This window comes from Granulicella sp. L60 (assembly GCF_009765825.1).
GTDB lineage: Bacteria > Acidobacteriota > Terriglobia > Terriglobales > Acidobacteriaceae > Edaphobacter.
Map to the genome: position 1 here is coordinate 16,826 of NZ_LMUR01000011.1, position 13,100 is coordinate 29,925.

13 protein-coding genes are annotated in these 13,100 nt (G+C 54.1%); 10 read left to right on the top strand and 3 right to left on the bottom strand.

Annotated elements, in window-relative coordinates; all coding sequences use genetic code 11:
- Positions 1-23: 23 nt before the first annotated feature.
- A complete protein-coding gene (locus GSQ82_RS06415; protein ID WP_158791380.1) occupies positions 24-1,286 on the bottom strand; it encodes a glycosyltransferase in 1,263 nt (420 codons plus the stop codon).
- A gap of 657 nt (positions 1,287-1,943) precedes the next feature.
- Between GSQ82_RS06415 and mdcA the strand changes: the two genes are divergently transcribed.
- The 10 genes from mdcA to GSQ82_RS06465 all read left to right on the top strand — a co-directional run bounded on the left by mdcA (position 1,944) and on the right by GSQ82_RS06465 (position 10,541).
- Complete coding sequence (mdcA, locus tag GSQ82_RS06420) at positions 1,944-3,596, top strand: malonate decarboxylase subunit alpha (RefSeq protein WP_158791382.1); 1,653 nt, start codon at positions 1,944-1,946, stop codon at positions 3,594-3,596.
- A complete protein-coding gene (locus GSQ82_RS06425) occupies positions 3,597-4,517 on the top strand; it encodes a triphosphoribosyl-dephospho-CoA synthase (RefSeq protein ID WP_158791384.1) in 921 nt (306 codons plus the stop codon).
- On the top strand, positions 4,504-4,800 hold the full coding sequence (locus GSQ82_RS06430) for a malonate decarboxylase subunit delta (protein WP_158791386.1): 297 nt from the start codon (positions 4,504-4,506) through the stop codon (positions 4,798-4,800). Before GSQ82_RS06425 ends, GSQ82_RS06430 begins: the two co-directional genes overlap by 14 nt.
- Entirely contained in the window at positions 4,797-5,678 is an 882-nt protein-coding gene (locus tag GSQ82_RS06435; protein WP_158791388.1) for a biotin-independent malonate decarboxylase subunit beta, read from the top strand. The genes GSQ82_RS06430 and GSQ82_RS06435 overlap by 4 nt, the downstream gene beginning before the upstream one ends.
- Complete coding sequence (mdcE, locus tag GSQ82_RS06440) at positions 5,678-6,502, top strand: biotin-independent malonate decarboxylase subunit gamma (protein WP_158791390.1); 825 nt, start codon at positions 5,678-5,680, stop codon at positions 6,500-6,502. The genes GSQ82_RS06435 and mdcE overlap by 1 nt, the downstream gene beginning before the upstream one ends.
- A gap of 1 nt (position 6,503) precedes the next feature.
- A complete protein-coding gene (locus GSQ82_RS06445; RefSeq protein ID WP_158791392.1) occupies positions 6,504-7,451 on the top strand; it encodes an AEC family transporter in 948 nt (315 codons plus the stop codon).
- A 12-nt stretch (positions 7,452-7,463) separates the two neighbouring features.
- A complete protein-coding gene (locus tag GSQ82_RS06450; RefSeq protein ID WP_158791394.1) occupies positions 7,464-8,111 on the top strand; it encodes a malonate decarboxylase holo-ACP synthase in 648 nt (215 codons plus the stop codon).
- Positions 8,108-9,040 (top strand): ACP S-malonyltransferase, encoded by a 933-nt coding sequence (locus tag GSQ82_RS06455; protein WP_158791396.1) that lies wholly within the window; start codon positions 8,108-8,110, stop codon positions 9,038-9,040. The genes GSQ82_RS06450 and GSQ82_RS06455 overlap by 4 nt, the downstream gene beginning before the upstream one ends.
- Before the next feature lie 28 nt (positions 9,041-9,068).
- Complete coding sequence (locus tag GSQ82_RS06460; RefSeq protein WP_158791398.1) at positions 9,069-9,518, top strand: OsmC family protein; 450 nt, start codon at positions 9,069-9,071, stop codon at positions 9,516-9,518.
- A 72-nt stretch (positions 9,519-9,590) separates the two neighbouring features.
- The gene (locus GSQ82_RS06465) at positions 9,591-10,541 is read left to right on the top strand and encodes a universal stress protein (RefSeq protein WP_256370061.1); all 951 of its coding nucleotides are present in this window, start codon (positions 9,591-9,593) and stop codon (positions 10,539-10,541) included.
- Between the two features lie 247 nt (positions 10,542-10,788).
- Here GSQ82_RS06465 and GSQ82_RS25595 read toward each other — a convergent pair whose 3' ends face one another.
- On the bottom strand, positions 10,789-11,460 hold the full coding sequence (locus tag GSQ82_RS25595) for a hypothetical protein (protein WP_158791402.1): 672 nt from the start codon (positions 11,458-11,460) through the stop codon (positions 10,789-10,791).
- A gap of 162 nt (positions 11,461-11,622) precedes the next feature.
- The gene (locus tag GSQ82_RS06475) at positions 11,623-12,513 is read right to left on the bottom strand and encodes an AraC family transcriptional regulator (protein ID WP_256370062.1); all 891 of its coding nucleotides are present in this window, start codon (positions 12,511-12,513) and stop codon (positions 11,623-11,625) included.
- Positions 12,514-13,100: the final 587 nt, after the last annotated feature.

The window sequence follows — 13,100 nt, forward strand, 5'->3', positions numbered from 1 at the left end:
AGCAAAGAGTCCGTCGCGCATCGCTACTTCCTAACAACATCGCGTTCGATGATGTCGGCAGCTTTCTTGAGTGGGTTTGTTTTAGCAATCTGTAGTTGGAACTTCTTCGCCTGTTCCCGGTACAGCGGATTCACCAGCACATCTTTCACGAGTTCTCGAAGGCGATGGGCGTCAAGTTCGTCCAGAGAGATAGACCTTCCGGTATTCGTATAACGAATGCGAGCGGCTACACCGGGCTGCTCATGCGTGATTGGTACGGCGACCATCGGTACACCATGGGTCAGACATTCCACTGCCGTATTGAGTCCCCCGTGGGTGATACAGAGTGACGATCGCGCCAGCAAGTCGAATTGGGGAGCAAAATTAACCATCAAGGCATTATTCGGCACCGCGCCGATCTCCGCCTCATCTACTGGACCCCCTCCTGTTGACAATACAAGTTGAATGTCCAGCGGAGCGCAGGCTTCAAGGATCGCCTTGTAAACCCAATTGAGGCCGTTCTGGAGGGTCCCCAATGATGCGTAAACAAGGGGTTTGCCGTTCAACTTCTCCCAGTCAAAGTCTGCAGACCGGCGAATGGACGGGTGAGTCAGCGGCCCGACGTAATGTACGTGATCGGGCAGGTCCGGGCGAGGAAAGTCGAAGCCTTTCGGTTGTTGAGATATCTGCGCGATTGGGGAAAAGCTATCCACAACCATGTTGTGGAAGGGAGGGAGGCCCCATGCCTCACGATGAATGTTCTCTGCATCGGTCCAGGGCTTCCATTCTTCGCGCACCTGTTCCCAATGTTTTCTGTTCCGCTCGATGCCGGCCTCGGATGGGTCATAGTCACAGGAAAACTTTGGATTTGGCGCACCGTCCCAACGGTTGAGTAAGACAGCACTGGCGATGGAGGCAAAGGGTATGTTCAGATGCTGCGCTACGGTCGCACCGCCAGCAAATAATTGGTCGATAACAAGCGCGTCGATCTTCTCGTTTCGAAGTAGATCAGGAAGATACCCTGCCGCAATGTGAGTCAACCCAGTCATTCCGGCAAAAAGGAATGCGAAGGCATCATTGCCCTGAAGCTTGGAAAGCTGTTCAAGAAGAGGCTGGAGAGTCCCTTCCGGGAGTTCCTTACTCCCCATCTCGACGAAGCGCAACCCTCTGTCCGTGACGACGCGTTTCACATCAGGGATATTGAAGAATGTGACGTTGTGTCCGCGTGCTTCAAGCTCTTTCGCAAGTGACATACCCACGTTGAGATGACTTGTAAGATTGAGAGAAAGAAAGCCGATGTTTGCCATGTGATGTCCTTTGGGAGTTGAGAGGGGGAGGAACGCGTATACCGGGCAACTCTGTAGACAGAGACCTAAGGAGACGCCTGATAATTAGCCTGGAAATGAGACGACGGGCCTCGAGCAGAATCCGCCGCATGCCGTAAATAATTTGCGCAGGCATCGTTGGCAGATCGGCCTTAGTAGGGGCGGTTCATATTAAAAGTTTTTGACCGAAAATTATTTCCGATCCTGCATGTCAATCTTTTAGGGTCCAATCAACTCATTCCTTAGTTACTATAATTCATAATGAAGATGCGTTTGCAAGAGTGCACACTCAGGAGTGCTTTTGATCCGCGCCGATGGCGCTGAGGTGCCGACCTCGAGATCACCAAAGATCTGAGCAAATGGCTTCAAGACAGGGAAGCAAAGACACAGTACATCGAAACGGCTCTTGATAGAAGAACGGCACTGCGAAAGATTTAAATTAAAGCTTATCGATGAGTTCCTCAACCCTGAGATATTTACTCAGCAAAAGCTAAACATTCTCAATGTCAGTCGCTGAATAGGCAGAATAGCGTAGTTGAAATAGTCGCTTTTCGTAAATTCAGTTAGATCGCGAAAGACATAACTTTGGCTCTCTCCTTAGAATTCACTCAGTCATAGATATGACGGGAGAGCGAGACCATGGGTGTTCAGGCGATTCCCGTGACGAGAAGCTGGTCTACGCGTCATGCCGAAAAGAAAAGGCGAATAGAAGCCGTCCGCTCATGGATGGATGGGCCGATATTACAGGCGGATCGTATTCTCGATGCAATGCACCTGCTAATTCAGGCTGGTGACCGCATCGTGATCGAGGGCGACAACCAAAAGCAGGCTGACTTTCTTTCCCGTTCTTTGGCCAAAGCCGATCCCAAAAAACTGCATGACCTGCATCTGATCATCTCCAGCATCAGCAGGCCGGAACATCTCACTCTCTTTGAGTTGGGAATAGCGAAGAAGATTGATTTCGCCTTCGCGGCATTGGGCCTCCGTGTAGCGCAGCTACTCGAAGATGGCGTTCTTGAGATTGGCGCCATTCACACATATGTCGAGCTGTACGCTCGTCTGTTCCTCGACCTGACGCCGAATGTTGTACTGGTGTGCGCAGAAGAGGCCGACAAGGGAGGCAACTTGTACACCGGACCGAATACGGAAGACACGCCGGTGATCGTCGAGTCCGCCGCCTTTCACGATGGGATTGTTATTGTGCAGGTAAACCGCATCGTTGACAAACTTCCTCGTGTCGATATCCCATCTTCGTGGATTGATGTTGTCGTTGAATCGGACCGCCCCTATGCGATCGAACCGCTCTTTACCCGGGATCCTCGGAAAATTACCGACCTCCAGATTCTCATGGGGATGATGGTGATCCGTGGCGTCTACGAGCGTCACCAGGTGCACTCGCTTAATCACGGCATCGGCTTCGCTACCGCAGCGATCGAGCTCTTGCTGCCGACCTATGGTGAATCGCTCGGATTGAGCGGAAAGATCTGCGAGCATTGGGCGATCAACCCGCACCCGACCTTGATTCCGGCGATTGAGAGTGGCTGGATAAAGACCATTCACTGCTTCGGAAGCGAGGTGGGGATGAGTGATTACATCCGCGCTCGCCCCGATATCTTCTTCAACGGCAGCGATGGCAGCATGCGTTCGAATCGTGTCCTTTGTCAACTCGTGGGCCAGTATGCAATCGACGCCTTCATCGGGTCGACATTGCAGCTCGACGGAGATGCAAACTCATCCACTGTGACGGCTGGGCGGATCACCGGCCATGGTGGCGCGGCCAACATGGGGCACGATCCTCACGGTCGGCGCCACGCGAGTCCAGCCTGGCTTGATTTGAAAACGGATCCAAGCCCCATGGTCCGTGGACGGAAGATAGTGGTCCAGGCGGTAGAGACCTTCGTGAAGGGAGACACGCCTGCGTTTGTCGAGACCCTGGATGCTGTCCAAGTCGGCAGGAAAGCAGGGATGCCGATCGCGCCGGTAATGATATACGGAGAAGACGTCAGTCACGTGGTCACCGAGGAAGGAATCGCATACCTCTACAAGACTGAAGGAATCGAGGAGCGACGACGAGCGATTGCCGCTGTAGCCGGAATCAGTCCGATTGGCCTCCGTGCAAAACCTGAAGAGACTGCTGCTCTTCGGCGAAGAGGTATCGTCGCCTATCCCGAGGACATCGGTGTGCAGCGCCTGAGCGCCAAACGTTCGCTGCTCGCCGCGCGAAGTATGGAAGATCTGGTTGCCTGGTCAGGCGATCTATACAAACCACCCGCGCGTTTCAGGAGTTGGTAAATGAAGACGATCGTCTTCACTAGGAACGCCCCTGCTGCGCGTACGCGCAGCTTGAAGCGTGCGGATCAGCTTGCTGCTTTAGCGCGCGAGGCCTTAACGGAGGAGGCTGAACTTACGCCGAAGCCTGGGCTCGTGGACCAGCGCGGCCCTGGGGCTCATAAGGATCTGTCGCTCGAAGTGATGTTGCGATCTGCGGCAGTCCTCGAACCGTACTTTGCTGCGATGAGTTTGGCAAGTCAAGGCCGTGACCTGAATAGAAGCCTGCGCCTGGAGCTTGCCACGATTGGCCGCCATGCCGAGTGTGCGATGTATACGGCCACCCATGGGAGCAATTCGCATAAGGGGGCCATCTGGATTCTCGGCCTTCTAGTCGCTGCATCTGCGCACGGAGAGGATCAGACGGCGCGAGAGATCGCTGCTTCCGCCGGTGCCATTGCTCGCCTTCCGTACCAGGCTCAGCTTGAGCTGCTTACTCACGGTGACATCGCGCGCAACCGCTACGGCGTCGCCGGTGCACGCGGAGAAGCTGCGAACGATTTCCCTCACGTCGTAAACCATGGCCTTCCCACTCTGCGTAGGCAGCAGGCCGCGGGCTTTCAGAAATCGGTCTGCCAGCTCGATGCTTTGTTCAGCATTATGTCTCACTTGGACGACACATGCCTTCTCTATCGTGGAGGTATTGACGCTTTGCAGGCCGCGAAGTCGGGTGCACGAGCCGTTCTCCTTGCAGGCGGATCCAGCAGTTCAAACGGGCAAGCCGAGATGCGCAATCTCGATCGCGAGCTGGTCGCAAGACATGTGTCGCCAGGGGGGAGCGCAGACTTACTGGCCGCGACCATCTTCCTGGATAGTGTCGAGCGCCACTCATGTGAAGTCCGCAAAAACCAGGGTGAATGGGAGGAAAGAGATGGAGCAGCTTAAATTCGATTATCCCTCGGCGAACCGGTGGATTAGCAAAAGGGCACACGTCGGTATCGTCGGATCTGGCGATATGGAGGTTCTCATGGAACCTGCAGAAACCGGGTCGGCCCATGTATCGATTCAGACCAGCGTAAATGGATTTGGAAGCAGCTGGAAGGCAGTATTGGATCGGTTCTTTGCGAGATTCGATGGCGCTGTTCGCATTCATATCAACGATGCCGGAGCCACGCCCGGCAGCGTGATGCTACGGCTCGAACAGGCTGTGGAGGTAATCGAACAATGAGCGTCGCGACTGTCATTCCGGCATTTGTCACTCGGGAAAGCTTCATCGAGTTGGAGGCAAGAGATAGAGCGCAGGCTCTGATGGATCCCGGTTCCTGGCGGGAACTTGTCGGGCCATTCGATCGCATCGAGTCCCCATGGCTGCCCATGCAAAGCATCGCGCCTCAATCCGACGACGGCTGCGTCGTGCTCAAGGGCACAATCGCTGGCCAGGCCACTGTGGTCATTGCGCTCGAAGGAGGATTTCAAGCCGGCAGCATAGGCGAGGTATCTGGAGCGAAGATGACAGCAGCCCTAGACCTGGCCACGCACGATTCGGAGAACGGTAGAAAGACAGCGGCTGTGTTGTTGCTTGAGACAGGCGGTGTGCGGCTGCAGGAAGCCAACCTCGGGCTTGCGGCGATTGCCGAAGTGATGGCATCGATCTTTGCACTGCGGCAGCATGCACCGGTCGTTACCGTGATCGCCGGAACGGTCGGATGCTTCGGCGGCATGTCCCTTGTCGCAGGAATTTCGAGCTACATCCTCATGACGCGGGAAGCGCGACTTGGTCTGAACGGCGCTGAGGTGATTGAACAAGAGTCCGGGATCGAGGAATTCGACTCCTCGGATCGAGCGCTCATCTGGGCAGTCTTTGGAGGTGAACAGCGTGTCGGGATGGGAGTTGCCGATGAACTCCTCCAGGACGATGCGAAGGAGATTGCCGCAGCCGTCCAACGGTGCCTGAAAGTCGGGCTGCCCGTCGTGCATCGCAGCCAGCAGATTGACCTCTATCGCGACGGCATTGCAGCACTAGACACCTCACAGCAGATCGAGCCGCTCACTCTGAGAAAAAACTGGAATAACAAACAAGCTAAGACAAAAGAAGGAAGCGCGTGATGAGTAAGCAGGTGGGACTTCGCGGTAAGACATGGTTCCAGGCGTTAACCAGTGTGAATTCACCCATGGGTGGCGATCCCGGGTCCGTGCTTACAGCGGATGCGAGGCTCGGCGAAGACACAGCGCGATTTCTCTGCGTTGTGCCGGATCCAAAAGCCCGCTTTCCGTGTGTCCGGCGTGGTGAGGTGGGGCTCGAAGAGGCCTATACGCTGGCAACCCGTGTGAGTGAGGTCATCGACCACAGCGAGAACGTGAAGAAAAGACCTATAGTCGCCATCGTGGATGTGAAGAGCCAGGCCTATGGTCGCCGCGAAGAAACCGCCGCTATCTTCCTGGCTGCCGCGACTGCGGCTGATGCTTACGCCTCTGCGCGGATGAAGGGACATCCGGTCATCGCTCTGATTGTGGGACACGCTTTCTCCGGAGGCTTCCTGACGCATGGCTATCAGGCCAACCGCATCCTCGCTTTCGATGATGACGATATCGTGATCCACGCCATGCACAAGGAAGCAGCCGCCCGCATCACGCTTCGATCGGTTGCGGACCTCGACCGCCTCGGCCATGAGGTTCCTCCGATGTCGTATGACGTGCGCGACTACGCCAAGCTCGGCCTTCTCCACAAACTGCTACACATACAAGATCCCGACACTCCTGCGCCGGCCACAGTGGCTCAAATCCAAAAAGAACTGATCGATGCAATTGCGGATGCGCGAGCGGGGTCAACGGATCTTCGCAACCGGCTCGAATCCAAGGGTGCGCGAGAGATGCGGAAGGCAGGATTGGCGGCTCGTGCATACATGGAAAAGCAGTGGAGCGGAGACTGAAATGAGCAGGGTTCTTGCTGACGCTCTAGTGCCTATCTTTTTCGGCCTGCTTCTTGGCTATGTCGCTGGGCTTCGCGGCATGATGGACAATCAAAATATCAAGACGCTTATCACCTTCGTGATGAGCGTCGCTGTTCCTTCTTCGCTCTTCCTGGCTATTGCCAGAACACCGCGGTCGGCATTGCGCGAACAGGCCTCTACCGCTCTCGTGCTGACCATTGTTTATGTTATTTTGTACGCGGTCAGTTTCTATTGGACTCACTCCAGACAAGGTCTTTCCTTGTCCGATAGCTCAGTGGTTGCGCTGACACTTGGCTTTCCGAACTCGGCCGCGGTCGGACTGCCATTGCTCGCATCTGTCTTTGGCCCGCGAGCCATGGTTACGGTGGCAACATCGCTTGCAATCGGATCCATTACCGTTTCTCCGATTACGCTAGCAATTCTTGAAGGAAGCCGACGCGGCTCCGGCGGAGTTTCTAGGGGGACGCACATGGGCATTTCCTTGGTCCGTTCCTTCAAGAAACCTATTGTTTACGCTCCCCTACTCGGCATTGCGTTCTCTTGTGTCGGCTTGAATCTTCCTTCTTATATTGATAGATCTTTCGCTGTGATGGGATCGGCTGCAGACGGCTCTGCTCTCCTTCTTACCGGCCTGGTCGTTTCTGCACAACGGTTCGAAATCCGGGGAGGCACTCTCCTTGCAGTTTTTTTGAAGAATGCAATTCAGCCGGTCCTTGCCATTGGAATTGCCATGCTTATCCATCTCTCGATTAACCAGATGCGGTACGTCACCCTGATTAGCGCCATGCCTAGTGGCTTCTTTGGCGTAGTGTTTGGCAGGGACTTCGACTCAAGCCCCGGACTGGCCAGCTCCAGCCTGATTGCTTCGTACGTGGTCGGGGTGGGCACGCTGGCTGCATGGATCGTTATCGTAAACCATCTTGGCTGAAGGGAGCGACGCATGCAGATTTCGGAAATCAACAACTCGCGGGTACACGACCTACTGCAGATTCATCCTGAGTTTTTGCCAGACGGCTTTGCGGCTGAGGACATGTGGGTGAGAGAGACACTCACATCATGTCCTTGGGTAGTTGTTCGCCGAGCTCAAGCCCCAGCCGGACAAATTGCGGTGGGAGTTCGAGGAGCCACACGAAGCCTACGCTGGGCAGGTTTTTTCAGCAAAGACTTAGTTAGCAAGATCATTCGGCCCACGGAACTGCTCGTTCCAGGCAACCTTCGATCGCCCGCATTGAAGGCGCTTCAGAGGGTCATCGAAGCATGGCAGGAACTCACCTTACCATGGGGACCGACTGGGAGCGTCGGATTTGAGCTAGCCAGCGGACGTGAAGTTACCGCCGATGCCAGCGATCTTGATATTGCAATCCGCGCGCAGGAGCGCATCTCTGTAACGCAGGCGCGCTCGCTGTGGGAGCGTGTGTCCGGCCTAAGCACGAAGGTCGATATCCTCATCGAAACACCAGTCTGCGGCTTTTCGCTACGAGAGTACACCACATCATCTACGCGGATTCTATTGCGCTGCCCGGATGGCATGAGGCTCGGCGAAGATCCTTGGGCTGAGCGGTCCCATTCCGTGGTGACTTCCCGATGAGCGTAGCCTTTGTCTTTCCTGGGCAGGGAACGCAGGCACCGGGGATGATCCACCATCTGTTGGATCATCCCGTGGTCATCCGTACACTCGATGAAATCAGTGAAGCACTTCATTTCGACGTGCGCAGTCTCGACAAAGAGCAGTGTCTAGAATCCACCAACGCCGTACAACTCGCATTATTCACTGCAGGGGTTGCTACGGCACGCGCGCTTATCGCGGAAGGCGTCCAGCCCGCAGCGGTTGCTGGTCTCTCAGTCGGCGCATTTGCCGCTGCTGTGACTGCTGGCGTTCTGCAGTTGCGGGACGGGGTTGAGCTGGTGAGGCTGCGTGCGATGGGGATGGCAAACCTCTATCCAACCGGCTACGGTCTTTCGGCCATCGTGGGTCTCACCGAATCTCAGGTAGAAGCCATCGTGCACGCTATTACTTCAAAACAGGCCCCGGTATTCGTTGGGAATATCAATGCTCCACGCCAGATTGTCGTCGCTGGCTCGAACGTGGCAATGGATCGGGTATTGGATGAAGCTCTTCGCCAAGGTGCCAGCAAAGCAATACGGCTACATGTTTCTGTCCCTTCGCATTGCCCTTTACTCCAGCCCGTGGCAGATCTGCTGGAAAAGCGGATCTGCACCATGAACTTGAGTACACCACAAATGCCTTACGTCGGAAACATAAGCGCACGAGCCATGCGGACAAAGGAACTGGTTGCGCATGATCTGGTAAATAGCATTGCTCACGGAGTCCGCTGGCATGATGCAACAACAGTTCTGCAAGAGCTAGGCTGCAATCTCTTTTTCGAGATGCCCCCCGGGCATACACTCAGCGATCTTGCTCGCGAGAACCTCCCCGGCGTCAACTCAGTGCCGATCGAAGCATCTGTGCTACCCAGAGTCTTGCGCCTGGCCCAACAAGCGGAAGCGCATACGTAAGCATCATCTATATGCAGGAGCAGAGACCATGTCCAGAGATGTATTTGTAAAATCCGAATCTCAAAAATACGCGCAGAACATCACCATTGGGCCTCACGTCTTACAGTCCGACGAACCCGTTGAAATAGGGGGCAATGATGCAGGTCCCAATGCGAACGAGCTTCTCATGGCCTCCTTGGGAGCGTGCGCCACTATCACCGTTCAAATGTACGCAGAGAGAAATCAGTGGCCTCTTCAGCGTGTACAAGCGGCCTTGTCATACTCGAAGGTTCTTGCCGAGAACACTGCTGAATCTGGCGCGAAGATTGCCATGGTGGACCAAATTGAAATGGAGATTTCTCTCACCGGGGATCTGTCGGACGAGCAACAACGCAGACTATTTGACATAGCCGGCAGATGTCCGATTCATCGCATGCTGGTCTCCCATATCCAGATTCAAACAAAGCTGCTTGCTTCTGGTCCTATTCGGCATCCTTGAAATTGCAATCTATTTGCAGACAAAACCGTCTACGAGAGATCGTGGAGAGGAACTATTCTGGAAATTAAACTAATTCTTTGCCCCATTGATTTCTCGGCAATCTCGGTAAGAGCCTACCGCCATGCATTGTCAATGGCGGAGCACTATCAGGCAAAGCTGGTGGTGTTGCATATCGTAGAGGAATGGCGGCATCCTTCGGCTGATTTTGCTGGCTCCGCGGCAGACTTAAACGAATTCTATCGGCAACTTCTGGAGACAGGTCGGTGGCGACTGCAGGAATTCGTCAAGAACCACACGCACGAGGAGATTCAGCCAGAGCTGGTTGTGAAAAAAGGAACAGCGCCGGACCTTATCTTGTCATCTGCGCAAGCACGGAATATTGACGTGATTGTCATGGGCGCGCATGGCCACCGCGGACTTGATCGCCTGCTGCTGGGGTCGACAACCGATCGGGTTATGCGAACCGCCTCCTCCCCGGTGATCGTAATCCCGCCTCTAGACTCGATGGCCGTAGGCGATGATTTGCATTCTATCCGTCGCTTGAAGCGTGTTCTTCTCTGTGCGGACTTCTCTGAGAATTCAGCGTGGGCTTTGGACTATGCTATCTCGGTGGCAGCAGAGTATGACGCTGAACTCACTCTGCTGCATGTGCTCGAGCAAAGCTCGAACGGGAACAGCATCGAGGACGCCACTACGAGAGCAATGGAGCGACTCGATAAGCTGCTTCCTCCAAAGGTAGAGAGGCTGACTGGCAAGGTTAAAACAGCGGTGCGCGTTGGAAAACCATACCGGGAACTCATCCAATATGCTTTGGAAGAGAGCCCTGATCTAGTGGTCATGGGAGTACGCGGCCGTGGGGCTCTAGATCTCGCGGTATTTGGTTCAACAACCTATCGGGTGATGCAGCTGGCATGCTGCCCTGTTCTGATTGTCTATGCTCGTCCTTTGGACCAAGGGAACGAGATGTCGATAGCGACAAATCAAGCGCCGCCCGTTATTCCACTTAATTTATTAACTCTGTAACCCCCGAATCTGTATGAAAAGCCATGTTCTATCAAACCGCTGTACAGATCGGTCTGAAATTTCGAGAACTCCAAGTCTCAATCTTTCGATCTCGCAAAGAGAATGGCTGAACAGCTCCGAGATGTTTTAAGTTGTCGTCATCCCGGCTATTCTCCCGGGAGTGCCGTGCATGGCAAAGTGTGAGGATTTGCTGGTGCGACTCTCATGGCGAGAAAACTGGAGTTCACTCGATCTGTTCCATTCGCAGCTAGCGCGTCTTCCGTGTGAGTTCACTCGATGAAGCGCGTCGTGGAGTGTGGCCATAGGCTTCTCCTTCCACGCGGACGGGCGTATAGCTGGTCGGAAGCTTCCAAAGCGACTTAAAGAGCGCATCGAGTTCGGGATGTAAGGAAGATTTTTCTTCAACGACTCGATGGCCTTGACCGAGCGTGTTGGCGATCACGATCAAGTTGGACAAGCGCTTTGGAATAGGTACAGCTTGTGAGCCGAAGTATCGAAAATCTTCACATAACAGGGTTCGTGCATTTCGATAGTAGGGATAACGCCCGACATCGCTTGTGGCATACGCAGGGTCAGCATGTAGCCCTGTTCTGCCTGTATGTTGCAGCGTTCCCGTCGCCCGGCGAAAAATGTAGATGCAGTCCGGACGGCTCCGAAACTCTCCCCGAGCGCTGTAGTAGTCCTGCGGATCGAGAACGCTTGACACAACCGCGGCATAGATCGCAGCGCCAAGAGGGTATCCCTCGCGATTGGCAAGGGCGCGACTGGTGATCCCAACGATACGATCACCGGGCTGTGCCGTGCGCCGAATCGCTGGCTTGCAGATCGATAATGTGAGTAACGGATGCCCTCCGACGGACGGCGGCGCGCATGGTGCGCCGCCTCTGTCGGATGTCAACTTGTATATGTACGTTTGCAAAAAAGCATTCTCGGTAAAAGTAAGCGTCTTCTGATCAAGGCATTCACGATTAGTGTAAAGCGGCAGTCGCTGTCTTGTCCTCCGGCTTCAGATCTATTGCGACTTTGTCGATCGCTCCTGTTCTCTATGGGAGCTTGCGAACGTTCTGAGCGACTAACCCTGTTATTTTGGCAAGCAATTTGCGCGAAAAGATGAAGGGCTGAGGCCCACGACTCTTCGAAATACGCGAGCAAAATGGCTTGGGTTTTGAAATCCCGCCTCTAATCCTGCATCGAGAATATTGAGCTTGGGGTTGCAAAGGTGCCTCTTTGCATGTTCGATCTTCTGTAGAACGAGGTATTGATGCGGCGTAAAGCCAGTACTTTGTTTGAATAGCTCCGAAAAGTAATGCGGACTCATGCCGGCAATCGCGGACAGTTGCGACAAACTTAAATCTGATCCCATGTTTTCAGCGATGTAGTCGAGCACCCGCTTCAGACGATATCCCGACAAGCCTCCTTTATAGGCAACAGGCGTGCGTTTCCAAACGGCATAGCGACTCAGAAGGTACACTGCCAATGCATTGGCAAGCGATTCTCCATAAATGATCCCAGCCGGGGAACTCTCGACAAGGTCGGATTGCATCTCTGACAGAAGCGCTGAAATATGTGGATCGTTCAGTCCCCAACGTTCCATCAATTCAATATCGACTTCGTGTGCAGTTTCTTCTAAAGCACTTGTAAGCAAACAGGGATGAATCGCAACCGCCAGTCGCTCAGCTTTCCCAAACCAGTTGATTTCATCTACAGTACCCTTGGGCAATAGAAAAACCTGACCAGGATGAGAAGTGAACCGCAGATTTCTCCCTCCCGTCGTCGCCTCGTATTTGGCAGCCCCGCGTAATACCATGTGCATGAAATGCTCGGGGTGTTGATGGCGAGATACCAGTACTGGTGGGGTTGTATAACATTCCAGGGCCAGGCCCTGCCACTGTATAGAAGTACTGGACAGAGTAGGAAGAGCGTCCAAAAGAGGCTCCGCACATCCTTCACGGACTACTGTAACCCCAGGCACAACGATGCGCTTGGTCCTCGAAGAGAGGGCGCGCCAATCCTCGAGGGAGACTTTACCCAACTGTAAAACGTCGGAGCTGGTCTTGAGTTTTATGGGATCCTCCAGGCGCAAACATCTAGCGTGGAGGAGTGCACTGTATCACGCTGCGGAGATTATATCGGGATTTGTGCAGTTCTGATTCTGGAGCTTGCTTTATTGGAAATGGCCCACGTACTCAGATCAGTACAGTATCGGGTAGCAGCCTGATTTCTAAATTGAGTTCGCAGAAGTGGGGCGGCTACAAACTTTTTGAAGTCATCTACTTACCGTCTGTACAAGTCACACTATCTCTCGATAATTGCGCGATGGCGGAAAGGTCGCAGGCGCAGTGAAATTTCGAGATCTCATTTCGAGAAGATACAAGTCGCTTCCATAGGAAATGCGTTGGTCGGCAATGGAAGCATGCCAACTAAATTGGAAGATTTGTATAAAAACCGGTCCTTTGGAGCCACCCATGTTTGGGAGATCCGATAAGTTGAACGGCAGAGGAGATGGAAGCGTTTCGTCCGCACAAAATTTGATCGGGTCGAACGGTTTCATCTAGCTAT